This window comes from Bartonella tribocorum CIP 105476 (assembly GCF_000196435.1).
Taxonomy (GTDB): domain Bacteria; phylum Pseudomonadota; class Alphaproteobacteria; order Rhizobiales; family Rhizobiaceae; genus Bartonella; species Bartonella tribocorum.
Genome location: NC_010161.1, coordinates 279,540 through 304,470, shown reverse-complemented (window position 1 = coordinate 304,470; position 24,931 = coordinate 279,540). Strand labels below are relative to the sequence as shown.

Below are 24,931 nucleotides of genomic sequence, written 5' to 3'. Positions count from 1 at the left end.
TCGTGTGGCACAAAGAAGGAGAAAATTGATGGCTACAAGCGCTAACAGGCTTGAGATTCTGCAAATTGCAGATGCTGTTGCACGTGAAAAGTCAATCGACCGTGAAATTGTCATTTCTGCGATGGCTGATGCTATTCAGAAAGCAGCACGTTCTCGTTATGGTCAAGAAACCAATATCCGTGCTGAAATCAATTCTAAAACAGGTGAAATTAAATTACAACGCCTGCTTAAAATCGTTGATGTTGTTGAAGACTATACAACGGAAATTGCTTTGTCCGATGCACTTAAATGTCAAGAAGAAGCGAAAATTGGTGATTTTTTTGCTGATCTTTTACCCCCTATGGATTTTGGACGTATCGCAGCACAATCTGCTAAACAGGTTATTGTACAAAAAGTACGCGATGCAGAGCGTGATCAGCAATATGAAGAATTTAAAAATAAAGTTGGTGAAATTATTTCTGGTACGGTCAAGCGTGTGGAATATGGCAATGTTATCGTTGATCTAGGACGCGGTGAAGCTATTGTGCGCCGTGATGAATTAATTCCCCGTGAATCCTTCCGCTATGGAGACCGTATTCGTGCTTTTGTCAATGATGTACACCGTGAAACACGTGGACCACAAATTTTCCTTTCACGCACACATCCTCAATTTATGGTAAAACTTTTTACTATGGAAGTTCCTGAAATTTATGATGGTATTATAGAAATCAAATCGGTTGCCCGTGATCCAGGTTCACGAGCCAAAATCGCCGTTGTTTCACGCGATGGTTCCATTGATCCCGTTGGAGCATGTGTTGGAATGCGAGGAAGCCGTGTACAAGCTGTTGTTGCTGAGTTACAAGGCGAAAAAATTGATATCATTCCTTGGTCACCTGATGCAGCAACATTTGTCGTTAATGCACTACAACCTGCTGAAGTTTCTAAAATCATCCTTGATGAAGATGCTGAACGCATTGAAGTTATCGTGCCCGATGATCAACTTAGCCTTGCTATTGGACGGCGTGGACAAAATGTTCGCTTAGCTTCGCAACTCACAGGATGGAACATTGATATTTTAACGGAAAAGGAAGAATCTGAAAATCGTCAAAAAGAATTTACTGAACGCAGTAAATTGTTTATGGAAGCCTTAGAGGTTGACGAAATGATCGGACAGGTTATGGCATCAGAAGGCTTTTCTTCTATTGAAGAAATCGCCTACATCGATCTTGAAGAAATCGCTTCTATTGATGGTTTTGACCATGATACCGCTTCTGAAATTCAAAGTCGAGCCCGCGAATATCTTGAACATCAAGAAAAAGAACTTGATGACAAACGCAAAAAGCTTGGAGTTTCTGACGAATTGCGAACACTTCCTGGAATGACAAGTGCTATGCTGGTTGCAGTGGGTGAGGATGGTGTAAAAACGATAGAAGACTTTGCTGGCTATGCCGTTGATGATTTAACTGGGTGGAGAGAACGTAAAGAAGGTCAAACAAAGAGTTTTTCTGGTGTTTTAACCCCTTTTGACATTACACGCGCGGATGCAGAAGCTATGGTTTTAGCCGCACGTGTACAAGCAGGCTGGATAGATCAAGCTGATCTTGTTGCAGAAAATCCTGTAGAAGATGAAAATTCTGCAGAAAATGAAAAAACAGATGATTTGGATGTGGATACACTTTAAATGAATGAACGGACTTGTATTGTGACCCGACAAAACGCTTCAGCACAAACGCTGATCCGTTTTGTTATTGGTCCCAATAACCAAATTGTTCCTGATCTTAAAGCGAATTTACCAGGGCGCGGCGTCTGGATTTCTGCCCATCACACTGTTATTGAGAAAGCGATCAAACAGAAAGCCTTTCATAAAAATTTTAAAACAGATGTTGAGGTTGCACCAAATCTTGTGCATATTGTTGATAAGCTTTTACTCAAAGCTGCTCTTTCAAGCCTTTCCATGGCAAGAAAAGCCGGAGCTGTTGTCATGGGAGCAACGAAAGTTGATGCTGCTATCCGCTCTGGTCAAGTTATTCTTGTACTTCATGCTAAAGAAACAACAGAAGATGGAAAACGAAAAATTGCACAGGCCATCCATACAATACAACAACAAACAAATCGGACGATAGAAACCATATCTTTATTTACAAGTGATGAAATGCGTGTAGCTTTTGGTTCTAATCCTGTCATGCATGCAGCCTTATTGGATACAAAGGCTGCTGAAGGATTTCTCAAAACAACATATAAATTAATCAGCTATCGTGATGACAAGCATAGTAAGCACGGTGAGATGACGGCACAAGCCGTGAAGGAAGTACAATGAGTGAGAATAACAACGACAAAACAACAGGCAAGAAGACACTAACTCTCAAGCGGTCTGTCTTGGAAACGAGTACGGTCAAGCAGAATTTTAGCCATGGTCGCACAAAAGCTGTCGTTGTCGAAACCAAACGACGTAAAATTACACGACCTGATGAAAAAGCTGAGCCCCTGCAGCCTATTACAAAGCCGCATGTGGCACCCCAGCGCTCTAAACCGCGTTTTGAGGAAAAAAAACCTCAAGAAGCTATGGCCAAAAGCAATCTTTCATCGGCTGAAATGGAAGCAAGGCTTCGCGCGTTGGAAGAAGCCCATATCCAAGAAAAAATAACGCGAGAACAAGCTGAAAAAGAAGCAAGACTCGCTAAAGAGCGTGAAGAAATTTTAAAGCAGGAAATTCAAGAACAAGAAATACTTCAAAAACAAGAAGAAGAAAAACCAACGGTACCGATTTCATCTGTTTCCTCTGATCCTTCCCTCATCGAAAAGACAGATATTCCTATTGTGCCTAAAAACACAACTGTGATTGAAAAACGCAAAATTGATGAAAATCAAGAGGAAGAACGGCATAGCCGACGTGCTAATCCTGCTAAATCAGAAATACGTGCACCCAAAATTGTCAAAGGGGCTGATGAGCGACGCCGTGGAAAACTAACTCTTAACAGCGCACTGGACGAAGAAGGGAGTGCACGCGGACGCTCAATGGCTGCAATGCGGCGCAGACAGGAAAAGTTTAAGCGTGCACAAAATCAAGAACCAAGAGAAAAGATTTCTCGTGAAGTTGTCCTTCCTGAAACGATTACCATTCAAGAGCTCGCACAACGTATGACTGAGCGTTCTGTTGATGTCATTAAATTTTTAATGAAACAAGGACAAATGATGAAACCTGGCGATGTTATTGATGCAGACGTTGCTGAACTCATCGCTGTTGAATTTGGTCATACTGTTAAACGGGTTTTAGAATCTGACGTCGAGGAAGGTATTTTTAATATAACAGATAATCCTCAAAATATGCAGCCGCGCCCTCCTGTTGTAACCATTATGGGCCATGTTGACCACGGAAAAACTTCTCTTTTGGATGCCATTCGCAAAGCAAATGTTGTTTCTGGTGAAGCAGGTGGTATTACGCAGCATATTGGGGCCTATCAAGTAGAACAAAACGGTCAAAAAATTACCTTTATTGATACACCGGGTCATGCTGCATTTACCGCTATGCGTGCCCGTGGGGCTCGTGTTACTGATATTGCCGTTCTTGTTGTCGCCGCTGATGATAGTGTCATGCCGCAGACGATTGAATCAATTAATCATGCCAAAGCTGCTGGTGTCCCTATCATTGTTGCTATCAACAAAATTGATAAACCCGCTGCGAATGCACAAAAAGTTCGTACAGAACTTTTACAACATGAAGTGTTTGTTGAAACGATGGGTGGTGAGACTTTGGACGTTGAAGTTTCTGCTAAAACTGGTCAAAATCTTGATAAACTTCTCGAAGCTATCCTTCTTCAAGCTGAAATGCTTGATCTCAAAGCAGATCCTCAGCGAACGGCAGAGGGCGTTGTCATTGAAGCCAAATTGGATCGCGGACGCGGATCTGTTGCAACCGTTCTTGTTCAAAAAGGTACATTACATCCTTCTGATATTATTGTTGCCGGAAATGAGTGGGGTCGTGTGCGTGCTTTAATCGACGACCATGGTCGCCATGTCAAAGAAGCTGTTCCCTCTACACCGATTGAAATTTTGGGCATGCAAGGAACACCACAAGCTGGAGACCGTTTTGCGGTTGTCACCCATGAAGCAAAAGCGCGCGAGATTTCTGAATACCGTCAACGATTAGCACGTGATAAAGCTGTTGCTCGACAAACCGGTTCGCGTGGTTCTCTTGAACAAATGATGACAAAATTGCAAACCACTGGTGTTAAAGAGTTTTCTCTTATTATCAAAGGAGATGTGCAAGGATCAATTGAAGCAATCGCTTCGGCATTAGAAAAACTAGGAAATGATGAAGTTCGTGCACGTGTTGTACATTCTGGTGCTGGAGGAATTACCGAAAGTGATATTTCTCTTGCAGAAGCTTCTAACTCAGCTGTGATTGGTTTTAATGTTCGAGCCAATAAGCAGGCGCGTGATTTTGCTAAAACACAAGGAATTGAAATTCGTTATTACAACATCATTTATGATCTTGTTGATGACATAAAAGCAGCCATGTCTGGATTACTCTCACCAGAACAGCGTGAAACTTTCCTTGGTAATGCTGAAATTCTAGAAGTCTTTAATATTACAAAAATCGGAAAAGTTGCTGGATGTCGTGTTACAGAAGGTAAAATAGAACGAGGAGCTGGTGTTCGCCTTATCCGGGATAATATCGTTATTCACGAAGGAAAACTGAAAACACTCAAACGCTTTAAGGATGAAGTCAATGAAGTGCAAAGTGGTCAAGAATGTGGAATAGCCTTTGAAAACTATGAAGATATGCGCGCAGGAGACATTATTGAGACCTTCCGTATCGAACATATTAATCGCACATTATAAAATAATCCCATAACTTACTCTATTTTGAAATGAGAAAAATTATTGGAATTCTATACACAATATCTCTTTTTTCCTTATCTGGATGGTCAAAAAAAGAGGGCTTGGAGCAAGGATAAAATTTTGATGAAAAATGCAGGGCCATCACAGCGACAACTTAGAGTAGCAGAGCAAGTACGTCACGCAGTAGCGCATATATTACAACGTGGTATTTTGCTTGATGATGTCTTGAAAGATATTGTTATTTCTGTCTCTGAAGTACGCATATCTCCAGATTTAAAAATTGCTACTTGCTTTGTATCACCTCTCAGCACGCTTAAAAATACTTCCCATACCGATGTCGTTAATACTCTCAATAAACATAGTCGTTTTCTCCGTGGAGAAATCAGTCATGCGTTGCGACAAATGAAATATATGCCGGAACTGCGTTTCCGACTTGATAATAGTTTTGATAATTTTTCAAAAATTGATGCTCTCCTTCGTTCCCCTGAGGTTGCACGCGATCTTCACCATAGTGATAAAGATGAGGATTAAAGATATGGCACGGCAACGAAAAAAAAAGGGACGTCCTGTTTCTGGCTGGGTCGTATTTGATAAACCAAAAGGCATGAAATCAACAGAAGCTGTCTCAAAAATCAAATGGCTCTTTCATGCACAAAAAGCAGGGCATGCGGGTACGCTTGACCCTCTTGCTTCTGGTCTCCTCCCCATTGCATTGGGTGAAGCAACCAAAACTGTTCCTTATGTAATGCAAGGCAAAAAAACTTACCGTTTTCATATCGCTTGGGGGCAAGAGCGCTCAACAGATGATCTAGAGGGAGAAATAACGAAAACATCTCTCAAACGCCCAACACAAGAAGAAATACTTGCTCTTCTTCCTCAATATACAGGTATTATTTTGCAAACACCTCCACAATTTTCAGCAATTAAAATTGCTGGAAATCGTGCCTATGATCTAGCGCGTGAAGGAGAAGTCATTGAAATTCCGCCCCGTGAAGTGGAAATAGAAACTTTCAAGTTAGTAGAAACTCCTACTAAAGAGCACTCTGTCTTTGAAATAACCTGCGGAAAAGGAACTTATGTGCGCTCGCTAGCACGCGATATGGGACGTGATTTGGGATGCTATGGGCATATCGCTGACTTAAGACGTATTGCTGTCGCACCTTTTTGTGAAGAAGATCTCGTTACATGGGATGAACTAAAAGCAGCAATATCGCCAAATAAAAACACAACAGATGAAAACGAGAATTCTTTTGAAAAAGACTTTTTAACACTCGATGAACTGTTAATTGAAACGGGAGCAGCATTAGATTGTCTCCCTCATTATCCGCTTACTGATACCCAAGCGCAGAGAGTTATGCGGGGGCATTCTATTCCTTTGTCTGCTCAAAAAACACTTCTTGATGAAGAAGAAGTTTGTGTCCTCTATAAGGAACAACTTCTTGCTATTGGTACTCTCGACAAAGGTCTATTTAAACCAAAGCGGATTTTCACAATTTAAGCGTTTCTTTCTTCTAACCATCATCTTAAGATATTGTTCTCTATCAAATGAAGAGAAATATGTTGCTTTTCATTTCTCTACGCTCACCGTATTCATATCAAAACTTCAAGATCGTGCTACAAGCTAACACTATCATATACTTTGCCATCCCCTAATTTTTAAACCCTCATATTTGAGAAGCTTCAAGAGACTTTTTTATTCCTTTTTCAATCGTTTTTGCCCTCACATTAGGCCCCGTTTGTAATGTGCAAGAAAATAATTTGGATTGATTCAAACTAAACAGATTTGAAATGAGATAACCCTATGATATTGTAGAATCTTACATTCAATATAAAAAACAATAATTTATCCTTTATAATTAATTGCATTGCAATCACATTCATTGAATTCAATTTTAAAAGCTCAAAAATTGATATCATTCTAAATTACTATTTCAGTCATTACAAAATACATGGATACACTCTATTTTTGCTAAGAGAATTATCTAGAATAAGAAAACTCAAACCCTAGAATTGAAATACAAAGATGATGCACACCAACTATCTGTCTCGTAAAAATCGATCTTTCTCCCTAAAAATGGTGTAATTATGCTTACAATCAGCCATTATTCTAATTGTCATAAATATTATGTAAAGGATTTGTAAAAATATCTGTAAAGAATAAAAAATTTTAAAGATCGGTATCTTATTGTTGGTTTTTGTATCAAATAAAAAACTGATATGTCTCTTCAGCCTATTGTTGGTATATTTTTTCTTTCATGACCTTTTTTATCTGATAAAATTGTACTTTTGCTCTTTCTTGTAAAGTAATATTCAATCCTGATACTACAAGCATATTTGAAAACAACGATTAAAAGAGTTTAGTATTTTGTAAATAGTTATAGTTTTCTATACCATATATGCTTAGGCATATATTTATTTGAGTATATTTAAAAAGATAAGGTGACTTCATTTGGGAAAAATATGAAACCATAAAGGGAGCAAGCTATTTTTACCAATTCGGCTTTACCTTTTAAATAATGGAGATTATGCATTTATCTATCCCACTCCTTTATTTCTCTCTATCTTTGACATATAGCCATCCTTTACTCAAAGTAGAACGCCCAAAACAGAAAATTGTTGTACGACTTATTCACGCGCTTTTTTAAAAAATGTTTCTCAATATACTCTAGCCTATTCACGACAGCGTTCGTAAAGTGTATAAAATCCATTGTGCATCACCCCATCTTTTACGCACAATACAAAGTACAAGCCGGTATCATAATCCTATTTTTCAATTTAAAATGTCGCAATAAACCTTAGCAACGAATATAGTTCATCAAAAATCCTTCTTTTTCTATCGTCTTTCTCATACTTACTTCACTTGTAACGTACAAAAAATGATTTGGATTGATTCAATATAAATAAGATTAATAGATTAAGCTTAAGTATTTTTAGGGCTATTACTCAACATAAAAAAATGATAAAATATCATTATAAATCAATGAGTTAATAATTAAATCATTGATTTATTGTGCTTACGCTAACCAATTGATTAAAAGAATATGATCATATTTAATATTTTTACAAAAAAACTGTTCTAACCTTAAGGAAGATGATCAGAAGGGACTTTTAAAAGCATCTCATTGACTTGGGGTATTGTCTGTCGTTCAATCATGCGGTGAACTTTTATACCGCTAGAAGCACAATTTAAATGACGCAAACGCTTATTAACTTCAGCATCCGCTTTCGTACGACGATGATTATGGCGTAAATAATCTACCCATGTTGGCATATGATAAGCCTCTGTCCAATATTCAGGTCTTTCAAGATCTCGTAAAAGGACCCATTGACGCGCACCATCACGTAAACGAATATGGCGTCGACGCGTCATCACTTTGAGAAACTCTTCCAGATCATTTTCATGAATCTGATAATCGATCATTATCATGATCGGGCCACTTCTTGCTTTTAGGTCGAGTAAGAGTTCTGGCTCTCTAAAATGATCAAGAGGATTCAAATCTATTTGAGGAATTTCTTGAATTCTAAACTTTACCCCTGCAAGAGCCCCAACAATCAAGAATAGAGAACAAATACTTAAAGCAATTGTTGGAGAATAACCATCAGCCAAAATTCCCCAGATCGCACTACCAATAGCCATCCCCCCATAAGATGCCGTTTGATAAAGCGCTAAAGAACGTGCAACAACCCAGCGTGGTGTTGAGAGTTGTACAGATGTATTAAACAATGATAACGCCAAAACCCAACTTAGGCCTGCAGGAAATAAAGCAATATGGCTTATAATCAGTGAACGGCTTATTCCCAATAAAAAGCAAGAAAAAGCAAAACCAATAAATGCACTTGCAATAATTGTTTCTGAACGAAAATGATGCCGTATAAATGCATTAATAATCCCTGCTGTCATGGCTCCTAACCCAAAACAACCAAGCAATGTCCCATAAAGCAGAGCATTTCCTCCCAGAACTTGATGCGCAACAATTGGCAAAAGGGCTAAAATCGAAATTGCTCCTATACCAAAAAGGAACGCTCGAACCATAATACTCAGGAGATTAGGTGACATCGCAACATAACGCAGACCATCTGAGACAGCCCCCAACAATCTTTCTCGTGGCAATGGGTTGTTTTCATAATTCAATTTCCAGAAAAATAATGCACCAATAAGAGGGATATAGCTTATAGCATTAAACAAAAAAGCAGCAGATGCTCCCAAAGTTGCAATGATGGCTCCTCCGATAGCGGGACCAACACTTCGCATCAAATTAAAGCCGACACTATTCAAACTAACAGCAGCAGGAATATTTTCCCTGCTCACAATATCTCCTATGGTTGCTTGCCAAGAAGGATTATAAAAGGCAGTGCCACATCCAATCAAAAACGTAAAACATAACAAAAGCCAAGGTGTTAAAAATCCCATATAGGCTAAAATAGATAGAATCATGGATATGACCATCATCATAATCTGTGCGCACAACATAATTTGACGCCGATTAAAATTGTCCGCTAATGCCCCTGCCATCAAAGAAAATATAACAAGTGGTAATGTTGTCGCACTCTGAACAAGCCCAACCATGGAATGCGAAGAACTAATTAATGCCATTAACCACCCTGCTCCAACAGCCTGTATCAGCCCCCCTAAATTAGAAATAAGCGTAGATGACCATAAATTTCGAAATACCGAATTACGAAAAAGTTTTAATGTTGAAATACTCTGCATCTTTTCCCTCCAAATCGGTATTTATCACTTTTGTTACCACACGCACGTTCATAATCTTTGTATCAAAAGGATGCATAAATCTTTAAAAAACTTCTCATAAAACCCTATTTAAATCAATATTTCAAAACAAAAGCCTTTATTTAAAGAAAGACTTCAAAATGCTGTAAAGGACTAGTATTTTAACCTTCTTTCCTATATAAGAGCGAAAGTAGGTAAGAGTCTTTGGCTCTTCTTATTTCCTCGCAGACCCTAGCTGAACGACATCTCGGCTATGGGTGACTTTATGTTTCTTCGTTTTTTGAAAGGATGATACGATGTCGATTACAGCTGAACGTAAACAAGCTCTTGTGGCAGAATATGCAAATAAAGTTGGTGATACAGGATCACCAGAAGTGCAGATTGCTGTGCTTTCTGAACGTATTTCTAATTTAACAAACCATTTTAAATCTCACAAAAAAGATAACCATTCTCGTCGTGGTCTTTTAAAGATGGTGTCTCAACGCCGGCGCCTTCTTGATTATCTTAAAGGAGTTGACCAAAATCGTTATCAGACACTTATCAAGAAGTTAGGTTTGCGTCGCTAAAAGAAAAATGGGGTGGTGTGAAAAAACCACCCATTTTTTCAACATGTTGCTTTTAGTTAAAAATTTTAAAAACTGACAAGTTATTATGGGATAGGACTGTTCATCATTTCGCATTTAAGGCGATTTATCTCTCTCTTCTCCCAACAAAGATGGAAGTAACTTGTTGTCCACCCTAGAGCCTGAAAATATGCTACGCAAAGCCAGAATGTGAGCAATCAAAGATTTAAACACTGGTCATTAAGGATAAAAAATGTTCAAAACGCACAAGATAGAAATTGAATGGGCCGGGCGTCCGCTTACCCTTGAAACAGGGAAAATAGCGCGTCAAGCTGATGGTGCAGTGATTGCTACCTATGGAGAAACGATTGTCTTAGCAACCGTTGTATCGGCCAAAAGCCCAAAACCAGACCAGGACTTTTTTCCACTTACCGTTAATTATCAAGAAAAATCCTATGCCGTTGGTCGAATACCTGGGGGCTATTTAAAACGTGAAAGTCGGCCAAGTGAAAATGAAACTCTGGTTTCACGTTTGATTGATCGGCCAATTCGTCCTCTCTTCGTTGAGGGATATAAAAATGATACACAAGTCATTGTTTCCGTTATACAGCATGATCTCGAAAATAATCCCGATATCCTCGCGATGATTGCTTCTTCTGCGGCATTGACCCTATCAGGTGTTCCTTTCATGGGGCCTATAGCGGGTGCCCGCGTTGGCTATTGTAACGGGCAATATGTTCTCAATCCTCATATGGATGAAATGCCTGAGTCAAAACTTGATCTTGTGGTTGCTGGAACAGAAAGTGCTGTATTGATGGTTGAATCAGAAGCACAAGAATTGCCGGAAGATATCATGTTGGGTGCTGTAATGTTTGGTCATAAAGGTCTTCAACCTGTCCTTGATGCCATCATCAAACTTGCTGAGGTTGCGGCAAAAGATCCTCGTGATTTTGTTCCTGAAGATCTTTCTGACCTTGAAAAAGCAATGCAGGAAATGGCCGAACAGGATATACGAAAGGCTTACACAATTACCGATAAACAAGAACGTTATGCCGCAATTGATGCGCTCAAAACAGAGATCATCAATAAATTTATGCCAGAAACAGAAGAAGACTGTCAATTTAGTACAGACCAAATTGCAACTGTATTTAAACAGTTGCAAGCAAAAATTGTTCGCGGAAACATTCTTGATACAAAAAAGCGTATTGATGGACGTAATCTTTCTACCGTGCGTCCTATCCAATCAGAAGTAAGTATTTTGCCCCGCACACATGGATCAGCACTCTTTACCCGCGGAGAAACGCAAGCGATTGTCGTTGCGACATTGGGAACTGGTGAAGATGAACAATATATTGATGCCTTAACGGGGATGTATAAGGAAACATTCCTCCTCCATTACAATTTTCCACCATTTTCAGTAGGTGAAACAGGACGCCTTGGTTCTCCTGGTCGTCGTGAAATTGGACATGGAAAATTAGCATGGCGCGCAATTCACCCCATGTTGCCAACAAAAGAATCTTTTCCTTATACCATTCGCGCTGTCTCAGAAATTACTGAATCCAATGGTTCTTCTTCTATGGCAACCGTTTGTGGAACTTCGCTTGCTCTCATGGATGCTGGTGTTCCGCTCGCGCGCCCCGTTGCAGGTATTGCCATGGGCTTGATTAAAGAAGGAGAACGCTTTGCTGTTCTGTCTGATATCTTAGGAGATGAAGATCATCTTGGCGATATGGATTTTAAAGTTGCTGGAACAGAAAATGGTATTACTGCTTTACAAATGGATATCAAAATTGACGGTATTACCGAAGAAATTATGAAAATCGCACTTGAACAAGCCAAGGATGGACGAATTCATATCCTTAACGAAATGGCGAAAGCTTTAACCAGCGCACGAGCTGAATTGAGTGAATTTTCTCCACGAATCGAAGTGATAAATATTGCTGTTGATAAAATCCGTGATGTTATCGGCTCTGGTGGTAAAGTTATTCGAGAAATTGTGGAACAAACTGGAGCAAAAATTAATATTGAAGATGATGGTACTATCAAAATTGCTTCTGCTGATGCTAAAACCATTGAAGCAGCAAAACGCTGGATCCATTCTATTGTCGATGAACCTGAAGTTGGTGCTATCTACCAAGGAACAGTTGTAAAAACTGCAGACTTTGGTGCATTTATAAACTTCTTTGGTTCTCGTGATGGGCTCGTTCATATCTCTCAACTAGCATCAGAACGCGTCACCAAAACAACAGATATTGTTAAGGAAGGTGATAAAGTTTGGGTTAAACTCATGGGCTTTGATGAGCGTGGAAAAGTGCGTTTATCAATGAAGGCCGTTGATCAAAAAACCGGAAAGGAAATGACCGATGATAAATCGGTGAAAGAAGAAAAGTGCATGGATGAAAAAAAACAACCTGAAAATAAGCGCCGCCGGAAGAAAAAAGAAGAGTAATCTTTTCTTCTTATCGTAATCATGAAATGCCATCCCAACACTGGAGTGGCATTTTTCTTTGAAAGAACCACATGTGTTATCTTTTTTACCTTTTGAAAATTATGCACTCCCTTATCCAGATCCAAACCAATGCTGGCTAAGTTTCGGTTTAACGGAGGTCCCTGCTCCAGAATGGGCGCAAAATTTAAAAGTTATTACGCCTTGGCGACCAGATTTTTTAAAATTCGTCGATACTCAATTTCACTGTTCTCCTCAAATAGATAAAACTTTCATCTATGATGGAGCATTTTTACATTTAAGCAAATATCGTGGTTTCAACCAAAATTGTTTTCTTGATTTATTAGAATGCGTTAAACCCAGTGGATGGATTGTGATCAGTGGGAATAAAACGGCTGGTGCTGCTTCAATGATGAAATGGATCAAAACAATTGTTCCCATAACCAATAAACTATCTAAAAACCATGGTCTTGTATTTTGGCTTCAAGTTCCTCAAGAAATAGAGAGGCAAAATATTGCACAATTGCGCTCACAACCGCTTTCTTTTGATAAATTTCAAACCACTTCCGGTATGTTCTCACACGGTCGTATTGATCCAGGATCTGCAGTGCTTGCTTCTTATATGCTCAAAGTTATTTCTGGGAAAACAGCTGATTTTGGGGCTGGTTGGGGCTATCTTTCTCACGTCGCACTTAAAAGCGATGTAAAACTTACATCTCTTGATCTTTATGAAGCAGACTACAACGCTTTGAAAGCAGCAAAACAGCACCTTAAACCCATAACAGCTCCTTTTCCAATTCATTTTTATTGGCACGACCTTGTGCATGAGCCTGTCACAAATCTGTATGACACAATCATTTCAAATCCACCGTTTCACACACAACAAACGACAGATGTCTCCTTAGGAAAACATTTTATTATAAATGCTGCAAAATGCCTAAAGCCCAGTGGCAGTCTGCTTCTTGTTGCAAACCGCCACCTGCCTTATGAAACATTGTTAAAAGATATTTTCCGCACAGTGTTGATACATGAACAAGCCCATGGTTTCAAAATTATCGAAGCACGAAAATAAACAAAACAAGCAATACCTCTAAAGAATAAAACGAGAAAGATCGATATCAGCAGCAAGCTCGCCAATAGATTTTCTCACATAAGCAGCATCAATTTTAAATGATGTTCCAGCTTTATCCGGTGCCGTGAAAGAAATCTCATCTAAAACGCGCTCCATAACGGTTTGCAAACGACGCGCTCCTATGTTTTCAATCCTTGCATTTAAATCTACAGCAATATCTGCTAGAGCATCAATCGCATCATCGGTAATTTCCAAATGAACCTCTTCCGTTGCCATAAGAGCAATATACTGTTTAATCAAACTCGCTTCTGGTTCTGTTAGAATACGTCGTAAATCTTCCCTTGTTAAAGGGTTGAGCTCCACGCGGATAGGCAAACGTCCTTGAAGTTCCGGTAATAAATCAGAAGGCTTGGAAACATGAAATGCACCAGAGGCGATAAAAAGAATATGATCTGTTTTGATTTGCCCATATTTTGTAGCAATTGTTGTTCCTTCAACCAAAGGCAAAAGATCACGTTGGACGCCCTCACGCGAAACCGCAGCACTGGCTCCACCATCTTTCGTTGCAATTTTATCAATCTCGTCGATAAAAACAATACCGTCATTTTCAGCAACACGAAGCGCTTCTTGAATAATTTGTTCCTGATCAAGGAGTTTTTCAGATTCATCATCAATAAGCGGTTTAAAAGCATCCCTTACTGTCGTTTTACGGACTTTTGTACGATTGCCCATTTTGCCCAAAATATCGGATAAATTCATAATCCCCATTTGCGCCCCAGGCATACCAGGAATATCAAAGGTTGAAGCACTATTGCTATTATTATCGGCTACTTCAATTTCAATCTCTTTCTCATCTAATTCACCTTCACGCAATTTTTTGCGAAAACTATCACGGGTAGCGGGACTTGCTGTTTTGCCAACAAGGGCATCTAAAACGCGCTCTTCAGCATTCATGTGCGCCTTTTCTTTTATTTCATCCCGTTTTTTTTCACGCACAAGAGAAACAGCAATTTCAACAAGGTCTCGAATAATTTGCTCAACGTCACGCCCTACATAACCAACTTCAGTAAATTTAGTCGCTTCTACTTTCACGAAGGGTGCTCCAGAAAGTTTTGCTAATCGACGTGCAATCCCTGTTTTACCAACACCTGTTGGCCCTATCATTAAAATATTTTTTGGCATCACTTCTTCACGCATCGGCTCATCAAGCTGTTGTCTACGCCACCGATTACGCAGTGCAATAGCGACAGAACGTTTGGCATCATTTTGGCCAATAATAAAGCGATCAAGTTCAGAAACAGTCTCACGAGGGGAAAATACAATACACATTTAAATAGCTTTCTCTAAAGAAGATAATTCTGCATCCAATGTTTCAATCGTAAAATGATCATTGGTATAAACACAAATTTTAGCGGCAATAGCCATAGCTTTACGGGCAATAGTTTCTGCATCCAAATCCAAGTCCATGAGTGCCCGTGCTGCTGAAAGAGCAAAATTTCCTCCAGAGCCAATGGCCATAACCCCATCTTCTGGTTCTAAGACATCACCAAGCCCTGTTAGAGCCAAAGTTACTTTCTTATCAGCCACAAGCATCATTGCTTCAAGACGACGCAAATAGCGATCTGTTCTCCAATCTTTTGCAAGTTCTACACAAGCACGCATAAGCTGATCAGGATATTGCTCAAGCTTTGTTTCCAATCTTTCCAGTAATGTGAACGCATCTGCTGTAGCACCTGCAAAACCAGCAATAACCACTCCGCTTTTTCCAAGACGGCGGACTTTACGTGCATTGCCTTTCATAATCGTCTGTCCAAGAGAGACTTGACCGTCGCCAGCCATCACAACTTTGCCACCTTTTCGTACCGTAATAATCGTTGTACCATACATTATGTCTGGCTTATGTTCTGTCATAAGGAAACTCCTTAATATTAATTTTTCTTTTTAATATTGTGTTTTTATACAATGTAAAACTCAATTACTATTGTTCTATTTAAGAACATATACAGCAAAACACAATGATTCAGCACAATTCAATTTGTTGAAATTGAAAAAATGATATCATTGTTGTCAATGTAAATTACTGCTAAATAGCTTTATGTAAACAGTTTGTGCCTTTATAGAGGAAAATTATGAAAAAAATAGCTATAGGAACCTTAGGTGGAACAATTGCAATGACTGCTGATCATTTTGGCCACATGCAACCAACTTTAACCTCAGACAACCTCATAAAAAGTGTTCCTGATTTAAATAAGGTTGCTGATATTCATACACAAACATTAATGCAAATACCAAGTGGATCTTTATCTTTTAAAATTCTTTTTGAAATAATCGAGTGGGCAAAACAACAAATAAATGCTGGCGCAGAAGGGATTGTTTTAACACAAGGGACTGATACTCTGGAAGAAACTGCTTTTTTTCTTTCTCTTTATTGGCAGGAAGCTGAACCACTCATCATAACTGGTGCTATGCGTACCCCTCACGAAGCAGGCGCTGACGGACCCGCTAATATTTTAGCAGCAACACGTGTTGCAGCAGCCCCACAAAGCCGTAATCGAGGTGTTCTCGTTGTCATTAATGATACAATTCATTCACCGTATTGGCTCTATAAAAGCCATACCGTCAAAGTTGAAACATTTCAGTCAGGTCTCGCAGGTATTTTAGGAACTATTTTGGAAAGAAAAATCATTTATTTCAATAATCAAAAATTTTTCCCGACAACGTTTGATCTTCCCCAAAAACACAATCATCAAGTTGCACTCCTTTATTCCTCTTTATCGTCTGATGCACAATTAATGAAATTCTGTCTTGAAAGTGGATATTATGCTGGACTTGTTATTGCCGGTTTTGGTGCAGGACACTGTAGTTTTCAAGAAGCAGACCTTGTACAACAATATGCACAAAAAATACCAATTATTATTGCTAGTCGTTGTTGTAATGGCTCAACAACACGTATAACGTACGGCTATAAAGGTTCAGAAACCGATATGATTGCTTCGGGTGCTCTCATGTCCGGTTATTTATCAGCCGTAAAAGCGCGTTTACTTTTATGGGCTTTTTTGGCACAAGGGTACTCATTGGCACAAGTCCGTGCATACTGGAATAACTGGACGATAAGTTAGTAAAAATAGTCTATTATCTTAAAGAAGAGAGCATGCAAAACAAAATTTATTTGAACGCAAAGCAGTTTACCTGTCTGTTCTTAACCAATCACTACGGCAAAAAGATTCTCGAAAAATACAAATGATTGATACGATTATACAAAAAATTAATCAGGAAGATAATTTGGTCAAATCCATTTCTGACCGATATTCGCCCTATCGCGTCTTTACTGCACAAGAATGGTCAGAATTCCGTGCAGACACACCTCTCACCTTGACTTTTGATGAAATTAAACGTTTACGCTCTATTGATGACCCTATCGACTTTGAGGAAGTCCAACGCATTTATCTTTCTTTATCGCGTCTATTATTATGCCATGTTGAAGCCGTACAAGAACTTTTTCACAAACGTCAACAGTTTCTCCATCAAGAAGAGACTAAAAAAACACCCTTTATTATTGGAATTGCTGGTTCTGTAGCAGTAGGAAAATCTACCACCGCTCGTATCCTTCAAGAACTGTTGAAACGTTGGACATCTAGTCTTAAAGTTGATCTGATCACAACGGATGGCTTTCTCTATCCTAACGCACTCTTACAGCAAAAAAATCGTCTGAATCGTAAAGGATTTCCTGATTCCTACGACATTAAAAAATTGCTGTGCTTTCTTTCGGCGATAAAAGCAGGTATCGGGAATATCCCTGCTCCGCTTTATTCGCATATGACCTATGATGTTCTAAAAAATCAGACAATTACCATTGACCGTCCTGATATTTTAATTGTTGAAGGTATTAATGTATTACAAGTCAGTGATCTTCCTAAAGATGGAAAAGTCATTCCTTTCGTGTCAGATTTTTTTGATTTTTCAATCTATGTCGATGCTGAAACAGAAATCATTCGTCACTGGTATTTAGAGCGCTTTAAACGTTTACGTAAAACAGCTTTTCAAAATCCTGAATCCTATTTTCATCGTTATGCCCTTCTCAATGAAAAAGAAGCCTTAAAAATCGCTGAGGATATTTGGCAAACAATTAATTTAAAAAATTTACAAGAAAACATATTGCCAACACGACCACGGTCCAATCTCATTCTACGAAAGGGAAAAAATCATTTGGTCGAGTATGTCGCACTTAGACGACTATAAGGATCTCATAACTATGCACCAGCATCCCATTCATTTTAGCTCAATACGTATCGATAACAGTTGCCCTATCATCTTGGTAAACCAAAGAAATCTTGCCAACTTATCACTTGATGCGTCAACAACAGCATGGATAAAAGTTAATGACTTTACTGGCAAATCAGGACAAATACTCTTTGTTCCTCACAAAACGGGGTATTTAAAAAAAGTTTTATTTGGAATTGGCAATGGTAACGATCCCTTTATTACAGGACTGCTTGCTCAAAAACTTCCTGCTGGTCAATGGCATTTAGAAGGTGAAACCTCTGATGAAATAAATGCCTATCTTGGATTAGCATTGGGAAGCTATCAATTTAATCGCTATCGTCAAAATTCTTCTTTCAAATCATTATCCATCCATGTCAATGAGGCCGTTGATCTTAATGAGCTCCAACGCATTTATGAAGCTGTCTTCTTCGTCCGTGATCTCATCAATATTCCAGCCAATGATATGACCCCTGATACTCTCGAAGAAGAAACACGACAATTAGGGAAAATATACGGTGCTCATGTCCAAAGTATTTGTGGAGATGATCTCTTGCCCCATAACTTTCCCATGATTCATGCCGTAGGACGAGCAGGCAGCACTGCACCACGACTGATTGAGTTACACTGGGGGCAAGAACATCATCCTAAAATAACGTTGGTAGGCAAAGGCGTAACTTTTGATACGGGGGGGCTGGATATTAAATCAGCCAATAACATGTTGCTTATGAAAAAAGACATGGGAGGTGGAGCAAACGTTTTGGGATTGGCTAAACTTATCATGGATGCAAAATTACCTTTCCGTCTACGTGTTTTGATTCCAGCTGTAGAAAATGCAATTTCTGCAAATGCTTACCGACCAGGTGATATTCTCAAAAGTCGAAAAGGTTTAAGTGTTGAAGTGGGGAATACAGATGCTGAAGGGCGCCTTATCCTCGCTGATGCACTCGCCTATGGTGATGAAGAAAGCCCTCAATTCATGCTTTGCATGGCAACTTTAACGGGGGCAGCACGGATAGCATTAGGACCAGATCTTCCCGCATTTTATTGTAATGATTCAATATGGGCACAACAAATTTCTGAATCGGCTCACGCTGTTTTTGATCCTCTTTGGCAAATGCCCCTTTGGAAACCTTACCAAGAGATGTTATCATCGCCAATTGCTGACCTTAACAATGTAACTGGAAATAGCTTTGCTGGCTCTATAATGGCTGCTTTATTTCTTAATTCTTTTGTTGAAAAATCTGAACATTTTGCGCATTTCGACCTTTATGGATGGGTTCCAAAAGAAAAACCGGGGTATCCTATTGGGGGATCGGCACAAACTATTCGCGCTCTTTATAATATTTTTAAAAATGAGGTTTGACACAAAATATTCACAAAGATGGACAATTTTGTAGCTTCAGAAGAATTATCTTATCCCCTTAAATTATGCTCTGTGCTTTATTTAAAGATGAAGTGTTCTGCTCGTGCAGTCGTCATGAAATCCATTTAAAGATAAAACGAAAGGTAAACAAATGGTCTTTAAAGATCCGAGATTACATGCATTTAGAGAAGATCTAGCAGACAAACGTCTTGAAACAGAAATTACAGCACAGCGCTTTGTGCAAGGTGAAAAAAGACGTGTTAATGTACCTGTTGCTGGACTATTTAAAGAAAACAGTAAAAAAAGTGAAATGCAGACAGAGTGCTTATTCGGGGAAGAACTTCTTATCTTTGAACACGGAGAAACGATGTCATGGGGACAATCTCTCAAAGATAATTATGTTGGCTATATTGATACGACAGCGCTTTGTATATCAACTGTCAAACAAACACATGTTGTTTCAACCCCACGTACTTTTCAATATTTCCAAGCTGATTTGCGTGGACCAATGGAGTATCCTTTATCTATGGGAAGTAAGGTAAGTGTCGTTGATGAAGTTGAAGTCCGTGAAACCATGTATTCTATACTTGAAAATGGGAGATCAATCATTAGCAATCATCTTAGCCCACTTGAACATGTTTATAAAGATTATGTTAGTGTTGCTGAAATGTTTATCCGCACACCGTACCTTTGGGGTGGGACCAGTGGCTTTGGACTTGATTGCTCAGGAATCATCCAGCTTTCTATGATAATGACCGGTCAAATGGTCTTACGTGATACTGACATGCAGCAGAAAACTATCGGAAGACCACTCTCAGACAGGGATAAACTTCAACGAGGTGATTTGATTTTTTGGCAAGGTCATGCTGCCATTATGGTTGATCATGAAAATATCATTCATGCAAATGGCTTCTCTATGGACGTTACGATCGAACCACTAGAAGAAGTAATTACACGTATTGCTCAAACATATCAACGATACCCCACCGCAAAACGCCGTCCAATTCAATAAACTTAATAGAGCCCCTATAAAAATAATTCATTGAATGTTTTTATTCTATAGTCAATTGGTTTATAAGGCAATTAGCTATCATTTATCCGAAGAAAAATTTTTAAATATCGTAAAAAATTTTCTCATTTAAAATTAGATGTTGAATTAATCAAAATCATTTGCTTGTGTCGCACAGGAAGATGTGGTGTGTGAATAAAATAATTAAGAAAAGAATACCTCTTATGAATGCTCTCGAATGCCAAAGTCTATCAAAATCGGGGCTCAAAAAATATGTGATGGCGCCAATTTGCTCCTTTATTATGCGTAAAGAGGATAATGTTTAATGGATTTTATATTACTTCCATGGAGGCTTTAACACGTTATACCCTTCACAAAAACCAACGCGAAAGAGGTTTGGTACATTCGAAAGATCTATCTTTTAAACATACTTGTGTATTGGCAATACAATGGCTTTCTGTATTACGTAAAGAACCTGCCCTCCTTGGTCAAAAGGAATATCTCAAAAATCTCATAAAACACTCTCATGTTATTTGTATTTTTCATTCATATTACTTAGAGGGATTTTTTCTCATCTCTCATATGATAAAACGTATATTACATCCCTCTAAGCAGTCCTCTCTTCATGTTTTCTTATATTTAATCATTAGTCGAGAGCATCAAGGGAAAAAACACTATTTATGATTATAAAATAATATGTTATTATACTAATGTTATTATACCAAATGTGTTACGGTGACGCTTAAATTACTGGTCACCTAAAATAATCTTTCATAAAAAGCTCAAAACATTCTCTTCTAAAGAGTCTTTTTAAATTTTTCCTACTATCAATATCTCATGAAATAAATACTTCTGAACGTTCTCAATCCCCTAAGTTCAATTCACAAAAACACGTGTAAAAAGTATAAATCCATTTCTACCATCTATCTACCATCATTTTACGTTTATGAAACATGCAAAACCATCCTTATAAATTTTGCCAATCCTCAATGTTGCGATACCCCCCTTGGTTGTTGGGGAGCGTTCTTTCAGCATGGATTTCATGTCTGTCTTAAATCGTTTTTAGCCACGTAGCTCACTCCGCTTGGAACGTGCCAAAAGGCATGACTTTAATTGATTGAGGATAAAGAGATTTTAAATAAGAAGATTTTACAAGACTGGGCTTTCCCATCTAATATAAAAAATTATCAATCAATAATTATATTTAAACAATGTTTTCTTCTTAATGGGGTCACGCCCCTCACGTCACACAGAGCGCCACCCACTTGCCAATTTACGGGCTTGTTTTAAAGAGACATGTCTTAAGGCACCCAATCCCATTTCGCGGACTCGCCCATTTCGCGGACTCGCCCATGAATGGTATAACGATAAAGCCATTGAGCACCTCCATCTTTACGCTTATGACGTAGCAAGCCAGCACCATCATTATATTTGCCAGCTCGTGGGTGTTGCGACAGATCTTGGCACTTGAGAGCGTTTATAAGAGCCATTTTTAGTCCTTTCTTGTATAAATTTTACCCACACACCAGCCTCGCTTATGACGTGCAAGCAAGAGATGTTGATTGATTCAAGATAAGTAGATTTAAAATGAGAGAATCTTACGATATTCGGGGTTCTAATTCAATATAAATAACGATAGATTATCATTATAAATCAATGTGTTGCCTTATAACGCATTAAAGAAGATGATTTTTTAACACCTGAACTAATGGTTTATCAGCATCAGGCATAGAATATTTATCAAGATCATTAATAAAAACCCATTCTAAATTTTGCCCCTCTCGTCCTTGCGCAACGCCCTCATAATGGTCACAAAGATACAACGGCATTAAGAGGTGAAATGTTGCATAGCTATGGCTTGCAAATGTTAAAGGGTGTAAATTATTTACCTGAACATACACACCAAGCTCTTCTTCTAGTTCACGAATTAATGAGATTTCCGGAGTTTCACCTTGCTCAACCTTTCCACCAGGAAACTCCCATAAACCAGCCAGTGATTTTCCTTCAGGACGCTCGGTAAGCAAAACACGATTATTTTGATCTAACAATGCGCAGGCAACAACAAGAAGAAGGGGACTTTTTATACACATACCACTCTCCAATGAGAATATAACTGTCTCTTTTTATCACATTCTCTTACCTCAAAAAGAGTTCACATATCTCATTCTCTTTAAAAAAAATAATAGACCGCGTTACATATGAGAGAGTGCATCCGTTAATTTCTGTAATCGCTATTGATCATAACGTACTCTTTTGTTAAGTCACAAGACCAAACCGTTGCCTCACCAGCGCCCAAACCGATATCAACGCGAATTGTGATGTGTTTACCTTGCATATAAGCACCTATTGTTTCTTCACAATACGTAGGATCTCGTTCGCCATTCACCGCCACACAATGCTCACCAAACCAAATCGTCAACAAATCACGATCAACTTCAACACCGGCCTTCCCGACCGCCATAACGACTCGTCCCCAATTTGCATCTTCACCGGCAATAGCCGTTTTTACAAGCGGTGAATTTGCAATTGATAAAGCAATCGTTTTCGCAGCATTGTCTGTTGTTGCACCAGTCACATTCACTTCAATTAAATGACGCGCCCCTTCTCCATCACACACAACTTGGAGTGCAAGTTCATGCAGAAGCGCACCCAATTGTTTCACAAAAACGCTATAACGTGAATCAGATTGACTTGTAATGCATGGGAAATGTTCTTTTCCTGTTGCAAACAACATAAGTGTATCTGAGGTTGAGGTATCACTATCGACAGTAATCGAATTGAAAGAACCCTGAACCGCTTCTGATAACATAGATTGAAGCATATCCGAAGAAATAGTCGCATCACTGATCACAAACGAGAGCATTGTTGCCATATCGGGTGCAATCATACCTGCACCTTTTGCAATTCCATGAATGGTAACATTCTCCCCTCCACAATCAAAAGTACGCGTAGCAAGTTTTGGAAATGTGTCTGTTGTCATTATGGCTTTTGCAGCTTCCAACCAATTCCCCTTTTCTGCTGTCTCTGCCATACTTGGTAAAAGACTTACAATACCCGATGCATCCATTGGCTCACCAATAACACCCGTAGAAGCTATAAAAATTTCATTTTCTCTAACCTTTAAAGTGTTCGCTGCTGCAAAGACGATTTCATTGGTTGTGTTCTTCCCTTTTCTTCCTGTAAAAGCGTTTGCATTTCCAGAATTCACAACAACACCCCTCGCAACCCCATGGGGAAGCGATGCACGACAATGCTCTACAGGAGCAGATGGACATTTTGAACGTGTAAAAACACCTGCCACACTCACTGGTTTATCGAATACCATAAAAAGGAGATCTGTACGATCTTTATATTTAATCCCAGCTTTAGCTGTTGCTATCCGTACACCAGATAATGGGGAAAGCTCTTGGATATTTTGAGGCGTCAAGGGAGATATTTTAAAAACCACAATATGCTTTCTAAAAAATAAATAAAATGATTGCAGATTAATAACCTCTCATAGAAAACTGCTAGGTTTAAAAAAACAAACCTAGCAAACGATCTATTAAAGAGGCTATCTACTTACTTTTCCTCGTTATTCCGTATCTTCTTCATCGGATGTCTCATTGGGAAGAAGCGTCCCATTTTGATTAAGCGATTCCATGATTTTTGTCACATTAGGATCAGGATATTTCACATCTATCTTGCTCCGTAAATCAACAATGAGTTCTTGATAGCGCTTTTTTATCAGCTGTGTACGCAGCATTTCTTTAACCTCATCAAATGTAGGAGGTTGCTTTACACGACGATCTTCTAATTTAATAATATGCCAACCAAAAGGACTTTCAACGGGTTGTTTCGTGTATTCGCCAACTTTCAAACCAAATGCTGCATCTTCAAAAGGCTTGACCATTTGACCGTGACTAAAATAACCAAGATCACCCCCAACAGCAGCAGAACCATCTGTTGAACTTTTCTTTGCAATCTCTTCAAAATTTTCGCCTTTATTTAAATGCTTAATGATAGCTTCTGCTTCTTTTCTCGTTTTGACCAAAATATGACGGGCTTTAACTTCATCCTCTTTAGGTAAAGCAGCAATTTCTTGCTTGTAAAGATCTTCCAAATCAGTATCCGAAATTTTATCAACAATCGCCTGTTTAAAATAAAGCTGTTGAAGCACATTGTCACGCATAACTGCCATACGTTTATTGTAAGCTTCTGTCTTATCAAGATCTTTGCTTCTTGCTGCTTTTGCAAGCGCCTGCATATCCAAATAAGCTTTTAAGACCATAATGCGGCGTTGCTCATCAGGAAAACGTGCTAAATTAGGATTTATTTCAAGCGCTAAATCATCCAATTGACCTGCTGTAATATTCTTCCCATCAATAACGGCCATAACATGTGAAGGAGAAACAGCTTTTTCAGAAGCTTTCTCTAAAGTCTTTAAATCACTCGACGATGAATTCAAACCTTCTTGGGCCCTCACCCCTAAACTTGTACTCGCCAATAAAGTTGATGCTAAAAACAGCGTGATAAAGTTAAATTTCATAAATATACTCCTTAAAATGCAAGGCAGGTTCAAGATTCCAATTCTCTTTACCATAACACTTTAATCTTGAAACATAGAGAAATAAATTAGTCATTTTATTTTTAAAAGCATAAAATTTTTCTTTTATCTCAGTTTCT

The 24,931-nt window shown here is 38.7% G+C and carries 18 protein-coding genes and 1 pseudogene; 12 read left to right on the top strand and 7 right to left on the bottom strand.

From position 1 onward, the window contains the following. Positions 1-28: 28 nt before the first annotated feature. The 5 genes from nusA to truB all read left to right on the top strand — a co-directional run bounded on the left by nusA (position 29) and on the right by truB (position 6,319). On the top strand, positions 29-1,660 hold the full coding sequence (nusA, locus tag BTR_RS01190) for a transcription termination factor NusA (protein WP_012230635.1): 1,632 nt from the start codon (positions 29-31) through the stop codon (positions 1,658-1,660). Next, a complete protein-coding gene (locus BTR_RS01185; protein WP_012230633.1) occupies positions 1,661-2,296 on the top strand; it encodes an RNA-binding protein in 636 nt (211 codons plus the stop codon). After that, entirely contained in the window at positions 2,293-4,821 is a 2,529-nt protein-coding gene (infB, locus tag BTR_RS01180; protein WP_012230632.1) for a translation initiation factor IF-2, read from the top strand. Before BTR_RS01185 ends, infB begins: the two co-directional genes overlap by 4 nt. 123 nt (positions 4,822-4,944) lie before the next feature. Next, positions 4,945-5,352 carry a 30S ribosome-binding factor RbfA gene (rbfA, locus tag BTR_RS01175; protein ID WP_012230631.1) on the top strand — a complete coding sequence of 136 codons (408 nt, stop codon included), beginning with the start codon at positions 4,945-4,947 and terminating at the stop codon, positions 5,350-5,352. Between the two features lie 4 nt (positions 5,353-5,356). After that, positions 5,357-6,319 carry a tRNA pseudouridine(55) synthase TruB gene (gene truB, locus BTR_RS01170; RefSeq protein ID WP_012230630.1) on the top strand — a complete coding sequence of 321 codons (963 nt, stop codon included), beginning with the start codon at positions 5,357-5,359 and terminating at the stop codon, positions 6,317-6,319. Positions 6,320-7,903: 1,584 nt separating this feature from the next. On the opposite strand, the gene BTR_RS01165 is transcribed toward truB, so the two are convergent. Beyond that, positions 7,904-9,532 (bottom strand): MFS transporter, encoded by a 1,629-nt coding sequence (locus BTR_RS01165; protein WP_012230629.1) that lies wholly within the window; start codon positions 9,530-9,532, stop codon positions 7,904-7,906. 314 nt (positions 9,533-9,846) lie between these two features. Between BTR_RS01165 and rpsO the strand changes: the two genes are divergently transcribed. The 3 genes from rpsO (at position 9,847) to BTR_RS01150 (ending at position 13,631) form a co-directional block, all read left to right on the top strand. Next, a complete protein-coding gene (gene rpsO / locus BTR_RS01160; RefSeq protein ID WP_005774142.1) occupies positions 9,847-10,116 on the top strand; it encodes a 30S ribosomal protein S15 in 270 nt (89 codons plus the stop codon). A 250-nt stretch (positions 10,117-10,366) separates the two neighbouring features. Beyond that, positions 10,367-12,562 (top strand): polyribonucleotide nucleotidyltransferase, encoded by a 2,196-nt coding sequence (gene pnp, locus BTR_RS01155; RefSeq protein WP_012230628.1) that lies wholly within the window; start codon positions 10,367-10,369, stop codon positions 12,560-12,562. A gap of 73 nt (positions 12,563-12,635) precedes the next feature. Further along, positions 12,636-13,631: a class I SAM-dependent methyltransferase gene (locus tag BTR_RS01150; RefSeq protein ID WP_038473211.1), complete on the top strand. Its 996-nt coding sequence runs from the start codon at positions 12,636-12,638 to the stop codon at positions 13,629-13,631. Positions 13,632-13,649: 18 nt separating this feature from the next. Here BTR_RS01150 and hslU read toward each other — a convergent pair whose 3' ends face one another. Then, positions 13,650-14,960 (bottom strand): ATP-dependent protease ATPase subunit HslU, encoded by a 1,311-nt coding sequence (gene hslU / locus BTR_RS01145; RefSeq protein ID WP_012230626.1) that lies wholly within the window; start codon positions 14,958-14,960, stop codon positions 13,650-13,652. Beyond that, positions 14,961-15,542, bottom strand: a complete 582-nt coding sequence (gene hslV, locus BTR_RS01140; RefSeq protein ID WP_012230625.1) for an ATP-dependent protease subunit HslV — start codon at positions 15,540-15,542, stop codon at positions 14,961-14,963. A 218-nt stretch (positions 15,543-15,760) separates the two neighbouring features. Here hslV and BTR_RS01135 point away from each other — a divergent pair, with 218 nt between their 5' ends. The 4 genes from BTR_RS01135 (at position 15,761) to BTR_RS01120 (ending at position 20,269) form a co-directional block, all read left to right on the top strand. Further along, entirely contained in the window at positions 15,761-16,750 is a 990-nt protein-coding gene (locus tag BTR_RS01135; RefSeq protein WP_012230623.1) for an asparaginase, read from the top strand. A 175-nt stretch (positions 16,751-16,925) separates the two neighbouring features. Next, the gene (gene coaA / locus BTR_RS01130) at positions 16,926-17,870 is read left to right on the top strand and encodes a type I pantothenate kinase (RefSeq protein ID WP_244393534.1); all 945 of its coding nucleotides are present in this window, start codon (positions 16,926-16,928) and stop codon (positions 17,868-17,870) included. Between the two features lie 13 nt (positions 17,871-17,883). Further along, positions 17,884-19,257, top strand: a complete 1,374-nt coding sequence (locus BTR_RS01125; RefSeq protein ID WP_012230618.1) for a leucyl aminopeptidase family protein — start codon at positions 17,884-17,886, stop codon at positions 19,255-19,257. Positions 19,258-19,408: 151 nt separating this feature from the next. Further along, entirely contained in the window at positions 19,409-20,269 is an 861-nt protein-coding gene (locus tag BTR_RS01120) for a C40 family peptidase (protein ID WP_012230616.1), read from the top strand. A gap of 1,245 nt (positions 20,270-21,514) precedes the next feature. On the opposite strand, the pseudogene BTR_RS01110 reads toward BTR_RS01120, so the two are convergent. The 4 genes and pseudogenes from BTR_RS01110 to BTR_RS01095 form a co-directional block, all read right to left on the bottom strand. Then, a pseudogene (locus BTR_RS01110) lies at positions 21,515-21,756 on the bottom strand (Arm DNA-binding domain-containing protein); the annotation flags it as partial. Positions 21,757-21,942: 186 nt separating this feature from the next. After that, positions 21,943-22,356: an 8-oxo-dGTP diphosphatase MutT gene (mutT, locus tag BTR_RS01105; RefSeq protein ID WP_012230613.1), complete on the bottom strand. Its 414-nt coding sequence runs from the start codon at positions 22,354-22,356 to the stop codon at positions 21,943-21,945. A 125-nt stretch (positions 22,357-22,481) separates the two neighbouring features. Next, positions 22,482-23,714 (bottom strand): bifunctional glutamate N-acetyltransferase/amino-acid acetyltransferase ArgJ, encoded by a 1,233-nt coding sequence (argJ, locus tag BTR_RS01100; RefSeq protein WP_012230612.1) that lies wholly within the window; start codon positions 23,712-23,714, stop codon positions 22,482-22,484. Positions 23,715-23,840: 126 nt separating this feature from the next. Next, positions 23,841-24,794, bottom strand: a complete 954-nt coding sequence (locus tag BTR_RS01095; protein ID WP_012230611.1) for a peptidylprolyl isomerase — start codon at positions 24,792-24,794, stop codon at positions 23,841-23,843. Positions 24,795-24,931 lie beyond the last annotated feature (137 nt).

What these genes read in the sequence shown, in the direction of transcription:
- nusA (WP_012230635.1), top strand. Translation starts at nt 29, where the DNA reads ATGGCTACAAGCGCTAACAGGCTTGAGATTCTGCAAATTGCAGATGCT.
- BTR_RS01185 (WP_012230633.1), top strand. Translation starts at nt 1,661, where the DNA reads ATGAATGAACGGACTTGTATTGTGACCCGACAAAACGCTTCAGCACAA.
- infB (WP_012230632.1), top strand. Translation starts at nt 2,293, where the DNA reads ATGAGTGAGAATAACAACGACAAAACAACAGGCAAGAAGACACTAACT.
- rbfA (WP_012230631.1), top strand. Translation starts at nt 4,945, where the DNA reads ATGAAAAATGCAGGGCCATCACAGCGACAACTTAGAGTAGCAGAGCAA.
- truB (WP_012230630.1), top strand. Translation starts at nt 5,357, where the DNA reads ATGGCACGGCAACGAAAAAAAAAGGGACGTCCTGTTTCTGGCTGGGTC.
- BTR_RS01165 (WP_012230629.1), bottom strand. Translation starts at nt 9,532, where the DNA reads ATGCAGAGTATTTCAACATTAAAACTTTTTCGTAATTCGGTATTTCGA.
- rpsO (WP_005774142.1), top strand. Translation starts at nt 9,847, where the DNA reads ATGTCGATTACAGCTGAACGTAAACAAGCTCTTGTGGCAGAATATGCA.
- pnp (WP_012230628.1), top strand. Translation starts at nt 10,367, where the DNA reads ATGTTCAAAACGCACAAGATAGAAATTGAATGGGCCGGGCGTCCGCTT.
- hslU (WP_012230626.1), bottom strand. Translation starts at nt 14,960, where the DNA reads ATGTGTATTGTATTTTCCCCTCGTGAGACTGTTTCTGAACTTGATCGC.
- hslV (WP_012230625.1), bottom strand. Translation starts at nt 15,542, where the DNA reads ATGACAGAACATAAGCCAGACATAATGTATGGTACAACGATTATTACG.
- BTR_RS01135 (WP_012230623.1), top strand. Translation starts at nt 15,761, where the DNA reads ATGAAAAAAATAGCTATAGGAACCTTAGGTGGAACAATTGCAATGACT.
- BTR_RS01125 (WP_012230618.1), top strand. Translation starts at nt 17,884, where the DNA reads ATGCACCAGCATCCCATTCATTTTAGCTCAATACGTATCGATAACAGT.
- BTR_RS01120 (WP_012230616.1), top strand. Translation starts at nt 19,409, where the DNA reads ATGGTCTTTAAAGATCCGAGATTACATGCATTTAGAGAAGATCTAGCA.
- mutT (WP_012230613.1), bottom strand. Translation starts at nt 22,356, where the DNA reads ATGTGTATAAAAAGTCCCCTTCTTCTTGTTGTTGCCTGCGCATTGTTA.
- BTR_RS01095 (WP_012230611.1), bottom strand. Translation starts at nt 24,794, where the DNA reads ATGAAATTTAACTTTATCACGCTGTTTTTAGCATCAACTTTATTGGCG.